This is a genomic window from Vreelandella piezotolerans (assembly GCF_012427705.1).
Lineage (GTDB): Bacteria > Pseudomonadota > Gammaproteobacteria > Pseudomonadales > Halomonadaceae > Vreelandella > Vreelandella piezotolerans.
In genome coordinates this window covers 1,962,365-1,983,609 of the sequence record NZ_CP048602.1, presented here as the reverse complement: position 1 = coordinate 1,983,609, position 21,245 = coordinate 1,962,365, and the positions used below count along the sequence as shown (strand labels likewise).

At 54.8% G+C, this 21,245-nt stretch carries 20 protein-coding genes and 1 tRNA gene; 9 read left to right on the top strand and 12 right to left on the bottom strand.

What is annotated here, in order from left to right; genetic code table 11:
* Nucleotides 1-71 precede the first annotated feature (71 nt).
* Both rpsA and GYM47_RS09130 read left to right on the top strand, forming a co-directional pair.
* On the top strand, nt 72-1,751 hold the full coding sequence (gene rpsA / locus GYM47_RS09135) for a 30S ribosomal protein S1 (protein WP_139527448.1): 1,680 nt from the start codon (nt 72-74) through the stop codon (nt 1,749-1,751).
* 310 nt (nt 1,752-2,061) lie between these two features.
* Nucleotides 2,062-2,436 carry a histone-like nucleoid-structuring protein, MvaT/MvaU family gene (locus tag GYM47_RS09130; RefSeq protein WP_139527449.1) on the top strand — a complete coding sequence of 125 codons (375 nt, stop codon included), beginning with the start codon at nt 2,062-2,064 and terminating at the stop codon, nt 2,434-2,436.
* A 76-nt stretch (nt 2,437-2,512) separates the two neighbouring features.
* Here the strand turns inward: GYM47_RS09130 and GYM47_RS09125 are convergent, their stop codons facing one another.
* Nucleotides 2,513-3,358 carry a helix-turn-helix transcriptional regulator gene (locus tag GYM47_RS09125; protein ID WP_139527451.1) on the bottom strand — a complete coding sequence of 282 codons (846 nt, stop codon included), beginning with the start codon at nt 3,356-3,358 and terminating at the stop codon, nt 2,513-2,515.
* Between the two features lie 349 nt (nt 3,359-3,707).
* Between GYM47_RS09125 and GYM47_RS09120 the strand changes: the two genes are divergently transcribed.
* Entirely contained in the window at nt 3,708-4,070 is a 363-nt protein-coding gene (locus GYM47_RS09120; RefSeq protein WP_153843355.1) for a hypothetical protein, read from the top strand.
* On the opposite strand, the gene GYM47_RS09115 is transcribed toward GYM47_RS09120, so the two are convergent.
* The 6 genes from GYM47_RS09115 to pilB are packed head-to-tail and all read right to left on the bottom strand — an operon-like array spanning nt 4,047 to nt 9,682.
* Nucleotides 4,047-4,916, bottom strand: coding sequence for a DNA replication terminus site-binding protein (locus tag GYM47_RS09115; RefSeq protein ID WP_139527751.1), 870 nt, complete (start codon nt 4,914-4,916; stop codon nt 4,047-4,049). The genes GYM47_RS09120 and GYM47_RS09115 overlap by 24 nt on opposite strands.
* A gap of 15 nt (nt 4,917-4,931) precedes the next feature.
* Nucleotides 4,932-5,165 carry a DNA gyrase inhibitor YacG gene (gene yacG / locus GYM47_RS09110; protein ID WP_139527455.1) on the bottom strand — a complete coding sequence of 78 codons (234 nt, stop codon included), beginning with the start codon at nt 5,163-5,165 and terminating at the stop codon, nt 4,932-4,934.
* 14 nt (nt 5,166-5,179) lie between these two features.
* Complete coding sequence (coaE, locus tag GYM47_RS09105) at nt 5,180-5,776, bottom strand: dephospho-CoA kinase (RefSeq protein ID WP_153843354.1); 597 nt, start codon at nt 5,774-5,776, stop codon at nt 5,180-5,182.
* 32 nt (nt 5,777-5,808) lie between these two features.
* On the bottom strand, nt 5,809-6,654 hold the full coding sequence (locus GYM47_RS09100) for a prepilin peptidase (protein ID WP_153843353.1): 846 nt from the start codon (nt 6,652-6,654) through the stop codon (nt 5,809-5,811).
* Nucleotides 6,655-6,683: 29 nt separating this feature from the next.
* Entirely contained in the window at nt 6,684-7,916 is a 1,233-nt protein-coding gene (locus GYM47_RS09095) for a type II secretion system F family protein (protein WP_153843352.1), read from the bottom strand.
* Nucleotides 7,917-7,924: 8 nt separating this feature from the next.
* Complete coding sequence (gene pilB, locus GYM47_RS09090; protein WP_153843351.1) at nt 7,925-9,682, bottom strand: type IV-A pilus assembly ATPase PilB; 1,758 nt, start codon at nt 9,680-9,682, stop codon at nt 7,925-7,927.
* A 231-nt stretch (nt 9,683-9,913) separates the two neighbouring features.
* On the opposite strand from pilB, the gene GYM47_RS18475 reads away from it, so the two are divergent.
* The 4 genes from GYM47_RS18475 to GYM47_RS09070 all read left to right on the top strand — a co-directional run bounded on the left by GYM47_RS18475 (nt 9,914) and on the right by GYM47_RS09070 (nt 11,993).
* Complete coding sequence (locus tag GYM47_RS18475) at nt 9,914-10,318, top strand: pilin (RefSeq protein WP_153843350.1); 405 nt, start codon at nt 9,914-9,916, stop codon at nt 10,316-10,318.
* Between the two features lie 156 nt (nt 10,319-10,474).
* Nucleotides 10,475-10,924 carry an anti-virulence regulator CigR family protein gene (locus GYM47_RS09080; RefSeq protein ID WP_153843349.1) on the top strand — a complete coding sequence of 150 codons (450 nt, stop codon included), beginning with the start codon at nt 10,475-10,477 and terminating at the stop codon, nt 10,922-10,924.
* Between the two features lie 65 nt (nt 10,925-10,989).
* Nucleotides 10,990-11,802: an inositol monophosphatase family protein gene (locus GYM47_RS09075; protein WP_153843348.1), complete on the top strand. Its 813-nt coding sequence runs from the start codon at nt 10,990-10,992 to the stop codon at nt 11,800-11,802.
* 114 nt (nt 11,803-11,916) lie between these two features.
* A tRNA-Pro gene (locus GYM47_RS09070) sits at nt 11,917-11,993 on the top strand.
* Between the two features lie 378 nt (nt 11,994-12,371).
* Here GYM47_RS09070 and GYM47_RS09065 read toward each other — a convergent pair.
* The 3 genes from GYM47_RS09065 to ppnN form a co-directional block, all read right to left on the bottom strand.
* Complete coding sequence (locus tag GYM47_RS09065) at nt 12,372-12,572, bottom strand: hypothetical protein (protein ID WP_139527470.1); 201 nt, start codon at nt 12,570-12,572, stop codon at nt 12,372-12,374.
* Nucleotides 12,573-12,695: 123 nt separating this feature from the next.
* On the bottom strand, nt 12,696-13,424 hold the full coding sequence (locus tag GYM47_RS09060; protein WP_153843347.1) for a sulfite exporter TauE/SafE family protein: 729 nt from the start codon (nt 13,422-13,424) through the stop codon (nt 12,696-12,698).
* Nucleotides 13,425-13,472: 48 nt separating this feature from the next.
* Entirely contained in the window at nt 13,473-14,855 is a 1,383-nt protein-coding gene (gene ppnN / locus GYM47_RS09055; RefSeq protein WP_153843346.1) for a nucleotide 5'-monophosphate nucleosidase PpnN, read from the bottom strand.
* A gap of 209 nt (nt 14,856-15,064) precedes the next feature.
* Between ppnN and GYM47_RS09050 the strand changes: the two genes are divergently transcribed.
* Nucleotides 15,065-15,967, top strand: a complete 903-nt coding sequence (locus GYM47_RS09050; protein WP_153843345.1) for a LysR family transcriptional regulator — start codon at nt 15,065-15,067, stop codon at nt 15,965-15,967.
* A gap of 38 nt (nt 15,968-16,005) precedes the next feature.
* On the opposite strand, the gene gcvP is transcribed toward GYM47_RS09050, so the two are convergent.
* Nucleotides 16,006-18,900: an aminomethyl-transferring glycine dehydrogenase gene (gene gcvP / locus GYM47_RS09045; protein ID WP_153843344.1), complete on the bottom strand. Its 2,895-nt coding sequence runs from the start codon at nt 18,898-18,900 to the stop codon at nt 16,006-16,008.
* 85 nt (nt 18,901-18,985) lie between these two features.
* Nucleotides 18,986-19,375 carry a glycine cleavage system protein GcvH gene (gene gcvH, locus GYM47_RS09040; protein ID WP_139527479.1) on the bottom strand — a complete coding sequence of 130 codons (390 nt, stop codon included), beginning with the start codon at nt 19,373-19,375 and terminating at the stop codon, nt 18,986-18,988.
* A gap of 407 nt (nt 19,376-19,782) precedes the next feature.
* Between gcvH and GYM47_RS09035 the strand changes: the two genes are divergently transcribed.
* Complete coding sequence (locus GYM47_RS09035; protein WP_139527480.1) at nt 19,783-21,186, top strand: alanine/glycine:cation symporter family protein; 1,404 nt, start codon at nt 19,783-19,785, stop codon at nt 21,184-21,186.
* Nucleotides 21,187-21,245 lie beyond the last annotated feature (59 nt).

Below are 21,245 nucleotides of genomic sequence, written 5' to 3'. Positions count from 1 at the left end.
TTAGGCCCGTACTCGCTGGTGGTACGGAGAAGGCAGTTATGCCTCAACAACGTTGATCACGTAGGAAAACCATGAGCGAAAGCTTTGCTGAACTGTTTGAACAGTCTCTTAACGACATCAACATGGAGCCAGGCGCCATCGTCGCGGCTCAGGTTGTCGACATTGACGGTGACTGGGTTACCGTTAACGCGGGTCTGAAGTCCGAAGGACAAATTCCTGCGGCACAATTCCGCGATGAAAACGGTGAACTGACCATCGCCATCGGTGACGACGTTCACGTTGCATTGGAAGCCGTCGAAGATGGTTTCGGTGAAACACGTCTGTCCCGTGAAAAAGCCAAGCGTGCAGAAGCTTGGAAGATTCTGGAAGCAGCCTTCGAGAAAGACGAAATCGTCAAGGGCGTGATCAACGGTAAAGTCAAAGGCGGCTTCACTGTCGACGTCGACTCTATCCGTGCCTTCTTGCCGGGCTCTCTGGTTGACGTTCGTCCGGTTCGTGACACTGCGCACCTGGAAAATAAAGAGCTGGATTTCAAAGTCATCAAGCTCGATCCGAAGCGCAACAACGTCGTCGTATCGCGTCGTGCCGTGCTGGAAGCAGAAAACAGCGCCGAGCGTGAAGCGCTGCTGGCCACTCTGCAAGAGGGTCAGCAAATCAAAGGTATCGTCAAGAATCTGACCGATTACGGTGCCTTCGTTGATCTGGGCGGCGTCGATGGCCTGCTGCACATCACCGACATGGCGTGGAAGCGCATCAAGCATCCGTCTGAAATCGTTGCCGTTGGCGACGAAATCAACGTCAAAGTGCTGAAGTTCGACCGTGAGCGCAACCGCGTATCACTGGGTCTGAAACAGCTGGGCGAAGATCCGTGGGTCAACATCAAAGACCGTTACCCGGAAGGCACCAAAGTGCACGCGGTCGTCACTAATCTGACGGACTACGGCTGCTTTGCTGAGCTGGAAGAGGGTGTCGAAGGTCTGGTTCACGTGTCCGAAATGGACTGGACCAACAAGAACATTCATCCGTCTAAAGTCGTTCAAGTGGGCGATGACGTTGACGTGATGGTTCTTGATATCGACGAAGAGCGTCGTCGTATTTCTCTGGGTATCAAGCAGTGCACTGCTAACCCGTGGGAAACCTTCAACGCCGAGTACAACAAGGGTGACCGTGTTTCCGGTACCATCAAGTCCATCACTGACTTCGGTATCTTTATCGGTCTTGAAGGCGGTATCGACGGTCTAGTTCACCTGTCCGACATCTCCTGGACTGAAACAGGCGAAGAAGCCGTTCGTAACTTCAAGAAGGGTGATGAAGCAGAAGCGGTTATTCTGTCTATCGACCCGGAGCGCGAGCGCATCTCCCTGGGTATCAAGCAAATGGATTCCGATCCGGTTGCCGAGTACCTGTCTGTCAACGACAAGGGCAGCATCGTGACTGGCCGCGTTGTGGAAGTTGACGCCAAAGAAGCGCACGTTGAGCTGGCGACAGACGTTATCGCTATCCTCAAAGCCTCTGAAATCAGCGCTGACCGTGTTGAAGATGCACGCAACGTTCTGAATGAAGGCGACAGCGTCGAAGCGCGCATCGTGAGTGTCGATCGTAAGAGCCGTCAGATCAATCTGTCGGTGAAAGCGAAAGAGCAAGACGATACTCGTCAGAACTTGAAAAAACTGCGTGAGCAAGAGCCGGAAGCTGCCGGCGGCCCGACGACCATCGGTGATCTGATCAAGCAGCAGATGGGTCAAGACTAATTCATTAGTCTATTGCCTATGAAAGCGCCGCCCCTAAGGGCGGCGTTTTTTTTAGCAAACATTTATTTTGTCTCGTTCTGAGTGTTTGTTCGGTATTAATCGCGGTGTTTTTTTGAAAAAGTGGCTTTAAGCGTTACCTCGTTGTCGAAGTTGTCGCTTAAAAAAATGTTTAGTAAGTAGGTCAAAATCAACTAGACTGTTGTCAATTAGCATAATTAAGGCAATAATGTCATCGCATCCTGAACTCGTCGGTATTGAGTTGTCCAGCTGAATACCATTGCCGTTGAATCTAAGCAGAAAGGGACCCCTCATGTCTTTGTTAAACGACTACATCCAGAAAGAACAACAGCTCAAGCAGCTACAAGAAGAGTTGCAGCGCTTAGAAGGTGATCAGCGTCTTAAGAGCGAGCTAGAATTTAAAGCTAAACTTGAAGCATTGATGAACGAGTTTGGTAAACGTCCTGCCGACGTCATTGCGCTGCTCGACCCTTCAGCGGACCAGCGTGTCAATGCTAAAGCACCTGCCTCTGCCTCACGCCGCAAGCGTCGTTTGAAGATTTACAAGAACCCGCACACGGGCGAAGTCATCGAAACACGTGGCGGCAACCATAAAGGCCTGCGTAGCTGGAAAGACGAACACGGTGACGATACCGTCGAGTCTTGGCTCGTTCGTATGGAAGATTAAGGTCGCCGTACCGGCACTTCTGCAAAGAAGTGCCGGATTTGCTTAAAGGGTAATGAAAGAACGACGTGCCAAAACGCTATAAGCCCTGGCAGTACTCTAAGGGAACGCGTAGCTCTAAATGACTTGGGTGCCATAGCACTCTTGGTGGCTCGCCGCTGATTTGAAACGCCTCTTCTTGTTGAGTGACGCGACAGAGGGTGGAAGCCAATACATCAGAAAGCTGTTCGAATTGCTCAAAGCGACTGCTGGCATAGTGTTGAGCAGGCGAGTCTACCCTTCGATAAGCCAATGGAAGTGCCAAATTTTCCATGGTTGCTGTGGGTTCTAAATAGAGGCCAACATCGGTTCTTGCTTTGCTATGGTGCTGTGACGTATCTAATGCAGACACGGTGTCGGCCAGTAGGTCTGGCAAAGCAACGGTCGGCGTGGCACGTCCCAGCTGTGCCTCAAAGCAGCTTAGGTGACTAGCGTGGTGTTTTTTGTTTCCCAGCCCTAAGATGGTGTCGGGCGCTTCATAGACACGCATAAAAACGGCCTGGCGCGGGCGGCTCTTCTCTATAGAAGTGATAAACTGATGTCGATGGGCAGTCAAATGTCGCATACCGCTGAGTGCCTGGCGATAATGCCGTGGCGTTAGCTGGTAGCGTCTTTGAAAGGCTCTCGAAAAAGAAGAGTGATTGACGTACCCGCAACGTAAGGCGATGCGAGCTATATGATGCGACGTCAGCGATAATAAAACGGCGGCGCGCTCCAAACGACGTTGCTCTCGGTAAGCACTTGGGGATAGATGAAAGCATTGTCGAAATTGTCGGCGTACCTGCGATGCGGAATAGCCCAGGTGATTGGCTAAGTCTTCGATACTCAATGATTGATCGAGCGTGTCCTGTAGCCAGATTTCAGCTCGTGACATGGCAATGAACATTATCTGGCCTCCTATGCGTCAGTCATACAGGTCAGTATTTGCCTGTAGAGCACCGTCCCGGTGCGTATGGTGCAAGTGCTGGTAGCTCTTCAGCCCAATTCTCTGTGCAGAATGTTGAGGAGAGAGCTAATATTCATGGCGTCGATAGCGCAAAATGTCACCATTGATACGCTATCGGTAAACCACTGTTACCGATTAGTGTTGCTAGAACGGTATTGTCTTTATGCTGCTAAGCTCAAGCAAAGGCAAGTTTGCTCTGCATGTTTACGCGTTTGTGCACAGTTTTTCGTGAGATTGACCTATTAGGCAGACGTATCGACCATTTCTGTAAGGTGTAAATGAAACATCAATGAAATATCAAAAGGTTCAAAAGCAACTGGATGAGCGTGAAAAGCTACGTAAATTTCGTGAGCTGGATGACGCCTTTGCGCAAGCACTGCGTCAGTTGGACGATCCTGATAGTGATGTTGATATCCCCACTGGGCCGCCTGTGCGCTCGTTAGAGGCACTTGAAGCGGATGATCAGGCAGCGCACGAAAGAACGCAGCAAGCGCGCTTTGCAGAGCGCCTGACAGCGCTCATGATCGAATACGGTCAGTCAGACCGTGAAGTGAAAGAGCTCATCGAGACGCTACTTGCTTACGGTTTATGGGAAATAGATCAGTTACCGGTGGTAAAAAGTGATCCACTAGCGGTAGCGGTAAACGCGTAAGCTAGGCAAAAACACATCACTTTCTAACTTTTCATCCCGCCGTTTGGCTCGTGTTCGGTGTGCAGGTGGTTCTGAAGGAGGCGCCTTTATGTGTGGCAGGCGTCCTTCGTGGGCAGGCACGATCAGCGGCATGGCAATATTTAGCGCCCGCCGCGTGTGTCCGTCTTCGAGAGGCTCTGTATAAAAGAGGTTAGCCCGCATCAAAGGCGCCTGATTCTGTACCTGAGCCAATGGCTCACTACTGGGAATGCCAGCGAGCTTACGTAGCTGTATGCGAACGTGCGGGGCATCGCTATCGAGCTGCAATAGCTTCTGCTCTGCTTGCTGGACAGTAATGCGTTTGATGGAGCGTCCGCTGCTGTACCACGCTAACCGAACTCGCGCGACAGGCGCATCGGCAATGGGAAGTTGACGCCAGCACTGTTTTAAATGTAAGCGCGCCATCCCCCCTTGGCGTAGCACACTATCGACCCCTGGGTGACGTTGAGGAAGGCGTCGTTTTACTTCACTGAGCCCACTTGGCTGACTTTGCTTGATCCGTTGCAGTAGGGCCCTAATGGTGCTCTTGACCGTATTAACCGCGTTGAAGGCGTCCATCAGTGGCTCATCTGCGGCAATGAGGGCAATGTAATTACGTGTTTCTCGCCCGTCTTGATCTTGCTGATGCCACATGTCGAGCAGTGCGTTCCTCAACCAATGGGGATCACTGGTGCCTTCCAAATGCCATGTCGGAGGTGTGCGGGTTTCATAGAGCGTTGCAGCACGATGAATGGCCGCCGTTAGCTGGTCGAAGTGAGCATCCAGTTCATGCAGCAACCGGTAGTGCGCAGGCGTGGCGTTAGGCATGGGCAAGGGGGCGACTCAAGTGAGTGGTGCGTCTTTATCGGCTTGCGCCAAAAGCGTTTCGATATCGGCCTCATCCATGGCGGACTCTCCAGATATACGGTGCGACTCTTCAGCCCAAGCCCCAAGATCGAGAAGTTGGCACCGTTTACTGCAAAAAGGACGATAAAGACTATTGGGTTCCCAAACTACCCGTTTGCTGCACTGCGGGCAATCGACCTCTAGAGGGGCGTCATTGGCGGGAATCGTCACAGGGTAAATCTCCTTCAAGTTATAGGGTCTCGATACTGCCGGTCCAGTGCGAGCACTTGGCGGCGGGTGTCGTCACGCCCCCGGCTATTATCGATAATATCGTCGGCACGAGCGCATCGCTCGTCGCGGGGTAGTTGGGCGGCGAGAATAGCACGCACCTGCTGTTCGCTCACATGATCCCGGGCCAACGTGCGCGCAATCTGCTCGGCTTCGGAGACATCTACGACGAGCGTGCGATCTACTAGCGCGTCCTGCCCGGATTCGAAGAGCAGTGGAGAGACAAGCAACACATAAGGCGAATGAGCCCCTAGCCGCGTTAGGTGCTCAACCAACCGTTCACGGATGCGTGGATGGGTGATGGATTCCAACCAAACACGCTGGTTGGCGTCTTCAAAAACGATGTTGCGCAGTGCGGCTCGGTGCAGGGTGCCGTCTTCGTGCATTACCTCGGGGCCAAAGCGTTCGATGATGGCATCGAGCGCTGGCTCGCCAGGCGCCACGATGTCACGCGCTACGTCATCGGCATCCACCCAGCCTATCCCTAACTCTCCGAACAGGCGGGCAACGGTCGATTTGCCTGAGCCAATACCGCCAGTAACGCCAATAATCATGTCATCCCTTGAGTGAAAAGTGACTATGTCGGTCAGTAGAGCAAAGCCAAATAGAGCGCCATGAGATCATCCCCCGCGAGCAAGCCCACCCAACCCGCCAATGCCAAAAAAGGCCCAAAAGGCATGGCTTGGCCACGTAGCCTAGGCATCAGCATTTGGACCACTAGGCCAATGAGCGCCCCGAGTCCTGCCGATACGATAAGCAATAGGGGAAGCATACTCCACCCTAACCACGCGCCCAATGCGGCTAGGAGTTTGAAGTCCCCGTAACCCATGCCCTCTTTGCCCGTCACGAGCTTGAAGAGCCAATAAAAGCTCCACAACACGAGATAGCCAGCCATCGCTCCCAGTACAGCATTCGATAGCATGACGGGCTGGTACAGAAGTTGGTAGGCCAATCCTGCCCACAGTAGCGGCAGTGTCAACATGTCTGGCAGCAGATAAGTACGCAAATCGATGACTGCCAATGCCAGCAGTGTCATGCAAGCAGCGTAGATCCACAGGCTCGATAGTTGCCAGCCATGCAGTGCCAGAACGGTAACTGCCAGCACGCTTCCGATGAGTTCAACGATGGGGTACTGAGGGCTAATACGCGTTTGACAGTGCGCACAGCGCCCGCGGCGTTTTAGCCAACCGATCAGTGGCAGATTGTCGTGCCATGCAATCGCGTGCTCGCAACGAGGACACATCGAGGGTGGGTAAGCGAGATTGAAACGCGGGGTAGACTCTGTTGGTTGTTCTAGCGAAGCGAGCGCCTCGTTTCGCCACTGTCGCATCAGCATGACCGGCAGTCGGGTGATCACCACATTCAGAAAGCTACCCAAACATAGGCCCATCATTCCTGCAAAAAACGTCAATAGTAGTGGCGGTAAACCCATGGTGCTCCTAACAGATTGAGTGGCGCGCTTTATAGCGCCGTGCCGATTTCGAAAATGGGCAGATACATCGACACTACGACACCGCCAACCAGGGCGCCAAGCACGACAATGATGATGGGCTCCATGAGTGACGTCAGCGCGTCGACTTTATTATCGACTTCCTCTTCGTAATAATCTGCTACGCGGTTGAGCATTGCATCGAGCGAACCGGCCTCTTCACCGATGCTCACCATTTGAACGGCGAGGGCGGGGAAACGGTTCGTCATCCGCATGGCAAAATGTAGCTGCTGGCCCGTCGTCACATCCTGGCGCACTTCATTGATGGCTTTGATATAAACACGATTATCGGCCGCTCCGGCGGCGGTTTCTAGCCCCTCAATCAGCGGTACCCCAGAAGCAAAGGTCGTGGCAAGCGTGCGCGTGAACCGCGACACCGCAGATTTATGCATGATATCGCCAATCACCGGGAGCTTCAGTAGCAGGGCATCGAGCCGATACGCCACCTTGGGAGAGCGGCGAGAGGCCGTTTTCAACAGCATGACGCTGCCGACGAGGAAACCCAAAGCGTGCAGCCAGTACTGCTGGGCCAGATCAGAGAGATTGACGGTGAATTGTGTCAATGCGGGTAGCTCGGCGCCAAAACCTTGAAACATGCTTTCGAACTCAGGTACCACTTTGATCAGCAGCAGCATGGTTACCCCCACGCCGATGGCCATGACCGATGTGGGATACCAAAGGGCTTTTTTAACCCGGTTTTTGAGCGACTCGACTTTCTCTTTGTAGCTGGCGATGCGTTCGAGCATCTGATCGAGCGCGCCAGCCTGTTCACCAGCATCCACCAAATTGACGAACAGACGGTCGAACTGCTTGGGGTGTTTGGCCATGGCGCTGGAGAGACTGTCCCCCGAGGAAACGTCTTCCATGATGTGTTGTGTCAACGCGACCATTGCAGGCTTCTTCAAGCTTTCCGACACGGCCTGAAGTGCCTGCAAGATAGGAATACCAGCCCGCACCATGGTCGCCATTTGGCGAGCGAAGACCATGATATCGACATTGGTGACTTTGCCTCGTCCACTGAAGCTGCTGCGTTTTTGAATTTTGCTGGCCACGATGCGCTGTTTCGCCAGCTGCTCGACGATCTCGGCTTTGGTGCGACCAATCAGCTCGCCTCGCATGGGGCGATCCTGCGGACCTTTGCCCGCCCACTTCCAGCGATAAAGCGGCGCGGGTTTGTTGGCGCGGCGTGCCTTGGCTTTAGCCATGGGCGGCGTTACTCCTTGCTGATACGATTGACTTCTTCCAGGCTGGTGCTGCCATCCAGAACTCGGCTCAAGCAGCTCTGATACAGGCTAGGGTAACCTTCGCGGCGTGCCTGCTGGTCGATCTCGATAGCGTTGCCATCGCGCATGATCAGTTGGCGCATGTCATCGGTAATCGGCACCACCTCGTAAACGCCTAAACGCCCTTTGTACCCCTGGGTGCACTGCTTGCAGCCCACCGCTTTATAGATCGTCGCGTTGCGGATATCTTGCTGAGTGAAGCCTGCTTTACGAAGCGCCTCCGCCGGAATGTCGGCTGGTGTTTTACACTGATTACACAGTTTGCGTGCTAGTCGCTGTGCAATGATCAGGCTGACCGAGCTGGCGATGTTATAGGTAGCCACCCCCATGTTCGCGAGACGGGTCAGCGTTTCCGCCGCCGAGTTGGTATGCACGGTAGAGAGCACCAGGTGGCCGGTTTGGGCCGCTTTGACCGCAATTTCTGCGGTTTCCAAATCGCGAATTTCCCCCACCATGACCACATCTGGGTCTTGGCGCAGAAATGCGCGCAGCGCACTGGCAAAATTGAGCCCGATTTTAGGCAGCACGTTGACCTGGTTGATGCCCGATACTTTGATTTCGACCGGATCTTCAGCGGTGCAAATATTGCGTTGAACTTGGTTCAAGATATTGATGCCGGTGTAGAGCGTCACCGTTTTACCGCTACCCGTTGGTCCCGTCACCAAAATCATTCCTTGGGGCTTTTTCAACGCATACTCATAGGCGGCCTGCTGTTCAGGACTAAAGCCGAGCTGGTCGATCCCGAGCTGAGCGGACGTAGGATCCAAAATCCGCAGTACGACTTTTTCCCCCCATACCGTGGGTAGCGAGTTCACCCGAAAGTCGATAGAGCGGGTCCGCGACAGTTGCAGCTTCAAGGCGCCATCTTGTGGCAAGCGGCGCTCTGAAATATCCAGTCGAGACATGATCTTCAAGCGGGCCGCAATGCGGTGGCGCAGCGCAAAAGGTGGTCGCGCGATTTCGACCAACATGCCATCGATACGGAAACGCACCCGGTACTGCGTTTCGTAGGGCTCAAAATGAATGTCCGACGCGCCTCGACTGATCGCATCGAGCAGGATTTTATTGACGAATTTAACGACTGGCGCGTCATCGCTATTTTGAGCGGCTTTGTCGAGTTCGACCTCGTCTCCATCAGCGTGCTGAACGATATTGAGCGCGCTGACGGCATCATCGATATTTTCCAGCTCATCGAGCATGCTGCGCTCGTTCTGCGCTAGGTACTGCACTAGCGTATTGCGCAGTTGATCGGCAGGCGCCAGAACGCCATCCACACTCAGCCCTGTGGCGAACTGCAGCTCATCGAGCTGGGTCAATGTGGCCGGGTAGGGTACGGCGACGGTCAGGCGGTGACCGTGACGAGCCAGAGGCAAAATATCCAGCCGCTCGAGTATTTTGACGGGGTAGTCGCTGGCAGGCGGTAGTGCGCTGACACGTATGGCTTCGAGATCCACCACCGGCAAGCCATATTCCCACGCAGCCGCCACCGCTGCGGCATCCGCATTGACCAGGCCACTATCGATGACATGTTGCAGTAGCGATATCTCGAGTTCAGCCGCCGTGGTCTCTGCAACGGTCGCTTGCGCATCCGTTAAAAGACCATGCTTGACCAGGCGCTTAGCAATGCCTCGCAACCCTCCATTGAGGGCCGCATGGCTAAGCGTCGACTCTGGGACGGTTTGGCTCATGGCGTACTCGGAAGCTAAATAATCGTGCTGAGAGTTGTACCATATTTGCCTGACGTGAGGTACTGACGTGGTGCTTGCAACGTACCGAAATAGGCTGAAAAAACGTCGATGAACGGTTGAGAAACCTGGTTGCCAACCCTAAGGCGGTAGGCTAGTGTAAGCCGTATGTTAGGCCTAGGTTCACTTACCTTTGGTCTGCTGATGACTCTAACACTGCAAGGGAACCCCGCAATGCAAACAACCCAAACCAACAAGCCCCGTCGCTTCAAGCAGCAGGGCTTCACTCTTATCGAGCTGCTGATCGTTGTGGCGATTATCGGTATCTTGGCGGCAGTGGGCGTGCCGCAGTATGGGAATTACCTGGACCGCTCGGAGGCTGCTGCTTGCGTAGGTGAACTTAACTCATACCGATCCCTGGCAGTTGCTGAAGCTGCTGTTGGCGAGGAAGCACCGGACTTTACTTTTCAATCTTGTGCAGAAGACACTGATACTGGCGACCTTTTTGATATATTCACGGCAACTGGGGATGACCAAACAGCAGAAGAAACTCTTGAAGTTACAACTGAAAATCGTAATCAGACAGTTTATGTAACCTTACAAGGTGCTATATCTACAACTGATCCTGATGAGGCATGATCCGTATATTTAATATCAAAACAAGCGTAGCTCCCTTGTATTAGGGGGCTCCTTGTTCATTAGTATTTAGACTCTTTTTATTCTTCCACTTTCTCTGCGCAATTGCCTTTTATACTCAAAGCTCCTAGCTAGAATTACTGTCTTCAGGAGCTTGCGATGAAACCCATCACTTTAGGCATTGTGATCACCGCGCTACTTTGGCAAACCTCTGCGATGGCTCAGCCTGCCCATGCGCCAGCCCACGGTGCGCGCCAACACCACGATCAGCGATCCCATGAGCACTCGTCGCGCCACGAAGAGTCTCGCCGACATCATCAGCGGGATTATCGCTCGGTCGATTTGCCACGTATCAACGAGCGTGAGCTGCTTCGCTTATTGAGTCAGTACGATGCGCCCCGTGCCGAGCCGTTGCCGCCGGGCATTCAGCGCCAATTAGAGCGCGGTAAGCCGCTGCCGCCTGGTATCGCCAAGCGCTTTGATGGCCCGCTTGCCAACCAGTTACCTCGATACCCTGGCTATGAGTGGGAGCGTGTTGGCGCGGATGTGGTGTTGATCGAAGCAGCCACGCGTGTCGTGGTCGACGTACTGGTCGACGCACTGCGCTAGCCGCCGAAAAGAGCAGCGTTTATGCTAGGTCCGTGTGATGTACCTCATAAACAGCAGGAGCACTTATGGCGAACGTTTCCTTGGAAGAGCGCTTGGCGCTGGCCATATCGATTGCGGAAGAAGCAGGGCAGATGATTCGTCATGCTCGTGACCAGCAATCATTTAGCCAGCGGTTAAAAGCGGGGATAGAGCTCGTGACCGATGTCGACGTTGCCGTTGATAAGCTCATCAGTGAGCGATTAGACGTGCACTTTCCCGGGGAAGCACGCCTTAGCGAAGAGTTGAGTCCTGAGCAGGCCTTACACAACCCCGCCGAGCAGTTATGGGTAGTGGACCCCATCGATGGCACGGTAAATTTTGCCCAAGGGCTTCGTCACGTTGCCGTCTCGATTGGATGGATCGAGCAGGGTGTCGGCAAAGTGGGGGTGGTACACGCGCCGTTTTTGAACGAGACGTTCAGTGCCGCTCAGGGGCTGGGGGCATTTTGCAATCAGCGGCCTATAGCACCAAGTCATGCAGTGTCCCTCGACAATACCTTGGTAGCCACTGGTTTCCCCTACGATAAAGCTGCCCGTAAGGCCCTGTTGCCTCGTTTGGAGGCGGCGCTGACCCATTGCCAAGACGTACGACGTAATGGCTCTGCGGCGCTGGATATTTGTGACGTGGCCTGCGGACGTTTAGACGCCTACTACGAAACCGTCTCCCCCTGGGATTTTGTCGCTGGCTGGGTCATTGCCCGTGAGGCAGGCGCACGCGTGGGGCATCTGGTAAACGTACCCAAGGAGGTGCCGGCCGACCTTTACCCTGAACAGCTCTTGATCACCACGCCGAAGGTGTATGATGCAATGGCCAAGCTGTTAAAAGAGTCGGATCGTTAGCGGCCTCTTGGACGCATCGGCAACCATTTGAAAAGAAAGCGCAAAAAGGGCTTTTCATTTGGCTAATAAAGCGCTAGTATACGCACCGTCTTGAGGCAAATGCCAAACAGACATCGGAGTGTGGCGCAGCTTGGTAGCGCGTTGCAATGGGGTTGCAAAGGTCGCAGGTTCGAATCCTGTCACTCCGACCAATACTGAAAAGCCGCTTCGTTTATCGAAGCGGCTTTTTTGTGTTTCACTCAACATAAAAACAGGCCCCGTTTCAGGGCCCGCCGGGTAATAAAAGGGTTAGCGGTGACTGTCGCTAGGGGAGTTGGGCTGCCGAGGCGTGCTTCTTCCTGACATCGGTGTGGAAGCGCCCGATGGACGCTTCCGCTGCCCGCGTAAGTCATTCCAGGCTGCTTTGGCTTTCTGGCGATTGGCTGGCTTGCGAAGCCAGTTGACGAGGGCCATCACTATCCATTTCCTCATAGAAACCTCCGGGTTTCCTGTGCGCCAATTATCGGTCTCCGGTTCTCATCTCTGCGTCACAATTGTGTATGTGTGAAACGTCATCAGCAGCGAGATGATTATCCCTGCGCTTTGTGATCGGCGAGCGCTGCCGCCACGGCCTCTTCCCATTGACCGGCGGTAATACCCCAGTGCTCCATTTCTGCTTGATCGGGAGCGCCTTCTGCGGCGCTGTTGAGCTCCTCGGGGGAGTTACGCTCGAAACAGTGCTTGGCGAAGGCTTTAGTTTTACCGTCTTGCAGTTGGTCGATCATTTCCATATCGAATTTCTCTCCTTGAGACGCGGTGATATGACTCCATGGCCGACGGCGATGTGTGGTCGTCGAACTCAGGCTTAGTGTAGCGGCAATTGGGCTACTCTGCAGAAAGAAGGAGGCTGTCGATCATGCCCAATACGTATCGATGATGATTTTCAATGCAATACTGGCTAGCAGGCACATGATCAGGTTATCGAACCAGTGATGTGGCAAGCGCTTACCTAACCGAGCACCCAAAGGCATGCCGGTGAGAATCACTATCAGCGCACCCAGGCTGTAGAGGGTGCGTTCAGCCGTCAGAATGCCTGCGCTTAGAAGGGCAGGAATTTGCACCAGGGTGATGGCGACGAAGAATACCGAAATGGACCCGATGAAGACGCGTCGCTCCAGTCGCATGGCGTTTAGGAAAGTGACCGATGCCGGTGCGGACATTCCTGCGGCGCCTTGAAGCACTCCCGCCAACAGGCCAACGGGAAGAGCGATGCGTTCGGCCACGGATAAAGGTAGCGTGGCCGAACGTTTGGAAAGTTTGATGGCAAGATACATGGCAATGGCGCCCGCGACTCCCAGCGAGAGATAGTCTGGGGAGATGACGACGAGCCCCCAGGTGCCGAGAACGATGCCTACGCCGCCAGCGATGGCGAACGTCAACAAAAAGCGCCAGGGCAAAAGGGAGTGGCGGTATTGCCATACCTGAAGGGCATTGCTAAATAAATTAGGCGCAACCAACACCGCAATGGCCAATTTGACATCGTAGAGCATGGTCAGCACTGGGACGACTACAACGGGGACGCCAGAGCCGATCGCACCTTTGATGATGCCAGCAATGACAAGAGTAAGCAGAGCTATGATCACGGTCAGAACCTGTCGGCAGGCACCGATGTGCCTGCCTGGGCGATAGTGCTATTTCAGCACGTAGCAGGGCGTGTAGGGCTGCCCATCCAGTTTCATACGGCCTTGAGCAACAAACGAGCTGAGCAGGGCGTCCAGTCGCTCCATGAGCGCCGGTTCGGCGGTCAGAACGAATGGGCCATGGGCTTCGATGGCTCGGATGCCAGGTTCTTTGACATTACCTGCCACGATGCCAGAGAAAGCACGGCGGAGGTTGGCGGCTAGCTCATGCGTGGGCTGCTGGCGGTGGAGTGCTAGCGCACGCATGGCGTCGTGAGTGGGCTCGAAGGGGGCTTGAAACTCACGCGCGATGGTCAAGCGCCAGTTGTAATAGAACGCATCCTGGTGTCGGCGGCGGAAATCGGCAATTTGATCGATGCCCTCACGCATTTTGCGCGCGACCGCCACCGGGTCGCCGGTAATGATGGTGTAATAGCGGCGGATCTCCTCTCCCAGCGTGTAGACCAAGAACTCGTCGATTTTCTGGAAATAGGCCGCCGAGCTGGTTGGGCCGGTGAAGACGAGCGGAAAGGGAATCTCTTTGTTGCTGGGGTGCAGCAAAATGCCCAGCAGGTAAAGGATCTCTTCGGCGGTGCCCACGCCGCCGGGAAAGACGATGATGCCATGGCCTAGCCGAACGAACGCCTCCAGGCGCTTCTCGATGTCGGGCATGACCACCAGTTCGTTGACGATGGGGTTGGGGGCTTCGGCGGCGATGATACCCGGCTCCGAAATACCCAGGTAGCGGCCATCTTTACGGCGCTGTTTGGCATGCGCCACGTTGGCACCTTTCATGGGGCCTTTCATTGCGCCGGGGCCACAGCCGGTGCAAATGTCCAAATCGCGCAACCCAAGGTGGTAACCCACATCCTTGGTGTACTCATACTCTTCGCGAGAAATCGAATGGCCACCCCAGCACACGACTAGACTCGGGTCGCGGCCCGGTTTAAGCGTGCCCGCCTTGCGCAGGATGTGGAACACCGCGTTGGTCGTGCCTTCGCCGGTGGTTAGGTCAAAACGGTTATGTTGCTGAATCTCGTTATAGACGTAGACGATGTCGCGAATGATCGACGAGAGATGTTCACGAATACCGCGAATCATGCGCCCATCCACGAAGGCTTCAGCGGGGGCATTGGTCAGCTTTAGCCGAATGCCCCGGTCTTGCTGTAGGACCTCGATATCGAAGTCTTTGTAGGCTTCGAGAATCGCCAAGCTGTCATCGGTGGGGCTGCCGCAATTGAGAACAGCCAGCGCACATCGGCGCAATAAATCGTGCAAACCACTTTTGGACGTGCTCTTCAGCCGGTTGACCTCATGCTGAGAGAGGACTTCAAGGCTGCCTTCGGGAGAAATAATGCTGGAAATCGTGGCACGAGGCGCTGGGGTCTGCGTCATTAGTTGAACTATCCCTAAGTGTGTTCATAACGAGCCTGCATACTAGCACGCTGCTTGGTACGGTTCAGCAGTGGGTCCTGCGACCGACCCCGCGGGGTTTATGCTACTCTAGGCCAGCGGCGCGCATGGTAGGCCGAACCGCGACGGTGACGTTAGTACGCCTAAGAGCGGCTAACGATGATGGATAATGAGGATGTTGTTCGAACCCTATGTTTAATGCCCAATATTTTCGGACGTTTATAACGTTGGTGGAAACTGGCAGTTTCACACGAACGGCGCGTCGCCTAGAAATGACGCAGCCAGGGGTTAGCCAGCATATTCGCAAGTTGGAAAGCTATCTGGGCAAAACGCTGCTCGAGCGTCGTGGTAGGAGCTTCACACTGACCGAATCGGGACGTCGTGCCTACGACTATGCGTTAAAGCTGTTTGCCGAGCATGAGCAATTTCGCCATGGTCTCGATGATGATTCGCTGGATAGCGGCGAGTGCCGCATCGCCTCGCCCGGCAGTGTGGGACTGATGTTTTATCCCTATATCCTAGGGCAGCAACAGATGCATCCCAATCTCACGGTCAATTACAGCTTTGCGTTCAACCATGAGATCGTCAATGACCTGTTAGAAGGACGGTACGACATCGGTATCGTGACCGAGCAGGTCAATCATCCAGAGCTTACCTGTACGGTATGGCACAAAGAGCCGCTTTGCTTGGTGGTGCCCGCTGACTTTGCAGGCAGTACGCTATCGGAGCTAATGGGCATTGGCTTCATCAATTACTACGACGGTATCAATCACGCCAACGCGCTGTTGCGCGCGAATTACCCCGGTGATTTTCGCTCCATGACACACTTTCGCCATCAGGGCTTCACCAATGAGGTCAGCATGGTGTTGGACGCCGTAGCTCGTGGCTTGGGCTTTACGGTGGTGTCGCGCTTAGTGCTCGAAACATCGCCTTGGCAGCGGCAGGTCAAGGCGTTAGCGCTGCCGCAAGCGATTAATGAAGTTCTCTATCTATTGCGCCGCCAAGACTCCGTGTTGCCTAAGCGCTATGAAAAACTGCTGAACGGTTTTCACGACCAGCGTCTTCAAGAAACGACGCCCCTGGTACCCGAATAACGGGCCAGGGGCGCTATTGTCTGCTAAACCTTCAAGCGTTATTGGCGATATTCGTCGATACTAGGGCACGAGCAGATCAATTGGCGATCGCCAAAGACGTTGTCGACCCGGTTCACCGAAGGCCAATATTTAGACGCCATCACCGCTTCGGTAGGGAAGGCGCCAAGCTGGCGGTCGTAGGGCCGTTCCCAGGTGCTATCCATCAGGTCGGCTTGCGTATGCGGCGCATTCACCAGCGGGTTGTTATCCAGCGGCCACTCACCGCTTTCAACCCGGGCAATCTCTTCACGAATCGCAATCATGGCATCGCAGAAGCGGTCAATTTCGTAAAGCGACTCTGACTCCGTCGGCTCGATCATCAGCGTGCCCGGCACCGGGAACGACATGGTCGGCGCGTGGAAGCCATAATCCATCAAGCGCTTGGCGATATCCTCTTCACTAATGCCAGAGGCGCTCTTTAGCGGACGGATATCGATGATGCATTCGTGAGCGACCGTGCCGTTCTGACCGCGATAGAGAATCGGGTAGGAGGCTTCTAGACGCTTGGCAATGTAATTAGCGTTGAGAATGGCCAACTCGGTGGCCTCGCGCAGACCACGGGCTCCCATCATCTTAATGTACGCCCATGAAATCGGGAGGATGGACGCACTGCCGAAAGCCGCCGCCGAGACCGCGCCGCTGTCTGGATTGACACCGTTAATGGGCGTCACCACATGGTTGGAGACGAACGGAGCAAGGTGCGCTTTCACACCGATGGGGCCCATGCCGGGGCCACCGCCGCCGTGGGGGATGCAAAACGTTTTGTGCAGGTTGAGGTGAGAAACGTCACCACCGAAGTCACCAGGGCGGGTTAGGCCCACTTGGGCATTCATGTTTGCCCCATCGACATACACTTGCCCGCCATTCTGGTGTACCACGTCACAAACCTTGCGAACGTGAGATTCGAATACGCCGTGCGTCGATGGATAGGTGATCATGACCGCTGAAAGACGCTCGCTGTGCTGTTCGGCTTTGCGGGTCAAATCCTCTAAATCGATGTTGCCGTTTGCATCACATTCGACGACGACCACTTCCATGCTTAGCATGGCGGCAGAGGCAGGGTTCGTGCCGTGTGCCGAGCTAGGAATCAAGCAGACGTCACGGTGCGCTTCACCTTGTGCTGCTTGGTAACGGCGAATGGCCAGCAGGCCCGCGTACTCCCCCTGGGCACCCGAGTTGGGCTGCATCGAGATGTGGTCATAGCCGGTGACTTCGATCAGAAACGCCGCCAATTCATCGATCATTTGATGATACCCCGCCACTTGGTCGCGGGGCGCAAACGGGTGCAGGTTGGCAAACGCAGGCCAAGAGACAGGAATCATCTCGCTCGTCGCATTGAGCTTCATGGTGCATGACCCCAGCGGAATCATGGCGTGGGCTAGCGACAAATCCTTGTTTTCGAGACGCTTTAGGTAACGCAGCATTTCGGTTTCGCTGCGATAGCGCTTGAACGTTGGGTGCGTCAGGAAATCGCTGTTTCGCTGGTATGCCGTTGGAATCCCACTTAGCTGCTCGGCAACGACCTGCTCATCTAGTGCGGAAACCGCCAAACCATGCTCATCGCCCAGCAGAACGTCGAAAAGGGCAGCGACATCGTGAGCAGTGGTCGTTTCGTCCAGGCTGATGCCTACGTCACCATTGGCGAAGTAGTGCAAGTTGATGTCGTGGGTCATGGCGCGGCCATGAAGTTTACCCGCATCCACCTGCGTGAGGCGCAGCGTATCGAACCACGTGTCGTTGGCTAGCTGAACGCCTGCGCGCTTCAAGCCGGTTGCCAGCACCGTGGTGAGGCGGTGTACGCGGCCAGCAATTTTTCGCAGACCTTCAGCCCCATGATAGGTAGCGTAGAAACCAGCGATATTGGCCAGTAGCGCTTGCGCGGTGCAAATGTTCGAGGTCGCTTTCTCACGACGAATGTGCTGCTCGCGGGTCTGCATGGCCATACGTAGCGCCGTTTTGCCTCGGCTGTCTTTGGAGACGCCGATGATTCGCCCTGGAATCGACCGCTTGAGTTTGTCGGAGGTTGCGAAGAAAGCGGCATGTGGCCCACCAAAGCCCATAGGCACACCAAATCGCTGCGAGTTACCGACGACGATGTCTGCGCCCATTGCGCCCGGCTCTTTGAGGAGTACCAGGCTGAGCAAATCGGTCGCTACACATGTCATGATACCGCGCGCTTGCGCCGCCTCGAGCATTGGGGCGAGATCGATAACGCGGCCGCTAGCAGAGGGGTACTGCACCAGTGCGCCAAATACATCGTGCTCGGCAAGGCGCTCGGCAGGAGCGATGATCAGTTCGAAGCCGAAGAACTCTGCGCGGGTCTTCACGACGTCTAGCGTTTGCGGAAAGAGGTCGTCGGCGACGAAAAAGGCGTTCGACTTGCTCTTTTTGTTGCCACGCTTGCAAAGCGCCATGGCCTCTGCGGCGGCCGTGGCTTCATCCAGCAAGGAGGCATTGGCCAGTTCCATGCCGGTTAGGTCCATGATGACCTGCTGGAAATTGAGCAGACCTTCCAGGCGGCCCTGAGAAATTTCCGGCTGGTAAGGCGTGTAGGCGGTATACCAGCCTGGGTTTTCCAGCACGTTTCGCTGAATCACTGCTGGCATGTGGGTGTTGTAGTAACCCTGGCCAATATAGCTCTTGGTGACGCGGTTTTGACGGGCAAGCTGGCTCAAGTACTCCAACGCTTCCGCTTCACTGCGAGGGTCGTCAAGGGCAAGTTCACGACCAAGACGAATATCGCTTGGCACGGTTTGCTCGATCAGGTCTTCCATGCGCTGCATGTTGAGCGCTTTTAACATGGTGGCGACATCGTCGGGGCTGGGCCCGTTATGGCGTTTGATAAAAGCATCGTGGTCGGCCAATTCGGCCAAACGGCGTGATTCGAAAGGCATGGGGAGATTCCGGACGTGATGAGAAAACCGTGCAGAGGCGATCGATCAGCGCCTGTCAGATGGGCAGGCGCTGAGGCGACGTTGATCAGTCGTCGTTGCTTAGCGTCGCTTGATACGCATCGGCGTCTAATAAGCCTTCAAGGGCTTGGTCGGTGACACGAACTTTCATGATCCAGCCACCTTCGTAAGGGGCATCATTGACCGTTTCAGGGGCGTCTTCGAGGGCTTCGTTGACTTCCACCACTTCGCCATCGACGGGGGAGTAAAGGTCGGAAGCCGCTTTGACGGACTCGATGACACCAAACTCCTTGCCTTTATTCAGGGCTTGACCGACCTCGGGTAGCTCGACAAACACCACATCGCCTAATGCTTCTTGTGCGTGGTCAGTGATCCCAACGGTCACGGTGCCGTCTTGGTTGTCCAGCACCCACTCGTGGCTGGCAGCGTAACGAAGATTGGCAGGAAGATTGCTCATGATGTTTCCCTTTGCATTCAGTGGACGGAACAACGGCATACTAGCGCTTGTCGTTCGCCTTGGCGACTGTAGCCAGCTCGATGGAGCGTATGAGTCTCTCTATGGTACCGTGTTTCTTATCGGAAACAAGTTTCTTCATTGGTACTAAAACCTCACTTGTGGAGCGCCTTTTCCTAGCCTTCGGTCGTTTGTCGATTTCATAAAGAGAAGCTTTCTCTGCCAGCAAGCGACACGGGCGTGGATGCCCACTAAGAAAATGGTGTAAAACATACTCATCATGCGTTTTTCCAGCGAGAATTAAGCGCTATGGTAGAGACGCTTGGTGTTTTCATCTGCCTGATGGGTGGTGGGTGAGCAACCTAACCTTCATAACAAACGCATCAATCGAATTGGGTAAGGAGAGTCGTGTGGAAACGTTGACCAGCCTATTAGGCGCTATTAACGGGGTTGTGTGGGGCCCGTTGATGCTGATCCTGTTGCTAGGGGTCGGTATCTATCTGCAAATTGGCTTGAAACTGATGCCGATACGCAAACTCGGCATGGGTTTCAAGCTAATGTGGCAAGGACGAGATGCCAAACCGTCTGCAAAGGCATCGTCAACGCCCAGCGATGAAGGGGAAATTTCTCCCTTTAACGCGCTGATGACCGCGCTATCGGCAACGATTGGTACCGGTAATATCGCCGGTGTGGCAACCGCCATTGCGCTCGGTGGCCCTGGCGCCGTTTTTTGGATGTGGATTACCGCGTTAGTGGGTATGGCGACCAAGTTTGCCGAGGCAGTGCTGGCGGTGCGCTACCGGGAGACCGATAGCACCGGTTATCATGTGGGCGGGCCGATGTTCTATATCAAAAATGGCCTAGGCCGTAAGTGGCTCTGGTTGGGCGGCCTGTTCTCTTTCTTTGGCGCAGTGGCGGCGTTTGGAATCGGTAACACCGTTCAGTCCAACTCGGTAGCGGACGCCATGGATGCCACTTTTGGTGTTCCTCACTGGTTAACCGGCGTCATCATCATGGTCCTGGCAGGCGCGGTGATTCTCGGCGGCATCAAACGTATTGCCAAGGTTGCTGGTAAACTGGTGCCGGTGATGGGCATTGCCTATGTCATTGCGGGCTTGCTGGTACTGGTCGTCAATGCAGGCCAAATTGGCGATGCCTTTGGGCTGATCTTCTACTACGCCTTCAACCCCATGGCAGCGGCCGGTGGGTTTGCTGGTGCCGCGGTGATGGCTGCCATCCGCTTTGGTGTGGCGCGCGGTATCTTCTCCAACGAAGCCGGTTTGGGGAGCGCACCTATCGCCCACGCAGCGGCACAAACGAAAAATCCGGTACGTCAGGGTTTGATTGCCATGCTGGGGACGTTCATCGATACCATCATCGTATGTACCATCACTGCGCTGGTCATTTTGACCTCGACGGTGTGGATGGAAGGAGAGGCGGGAGCGTCACTGACCGCGCTCTCTTTCGATGCAGCGCTGCCTGGTTTTGGTAACCAAATCGTGGCCATTGCGCTGGCGATCTTTGCCTTCACCACGATTTTGGGATGGTCTTTTTATGGGGAGAAGTGCTGCCAGTTCCTGTTTGGCACTCGCTCCATCATGCTCTACCGCGTATTGTTCGTGCTGGCCATTCCGTTGGGTGCCATTGCTCAGCTGGGCTTTATTTGGCTGATGGCCGACACCTTCAACGCCATGATGGCTATCCCCAACCTGATTGCGTTGGCGCTGCTCTCTCCCGTTGTCTTCAAGCTGACTCGGGATTATTTTGCAGGTAAGGACGTGCTGCCGGGCGAAGCCCTGGATCATGACAAGTAAGGCCTGCGCTTAAGGGCCGCGCACGTTGTAATAGAGCCGGGAAGCCTAGTCAGGCTTCC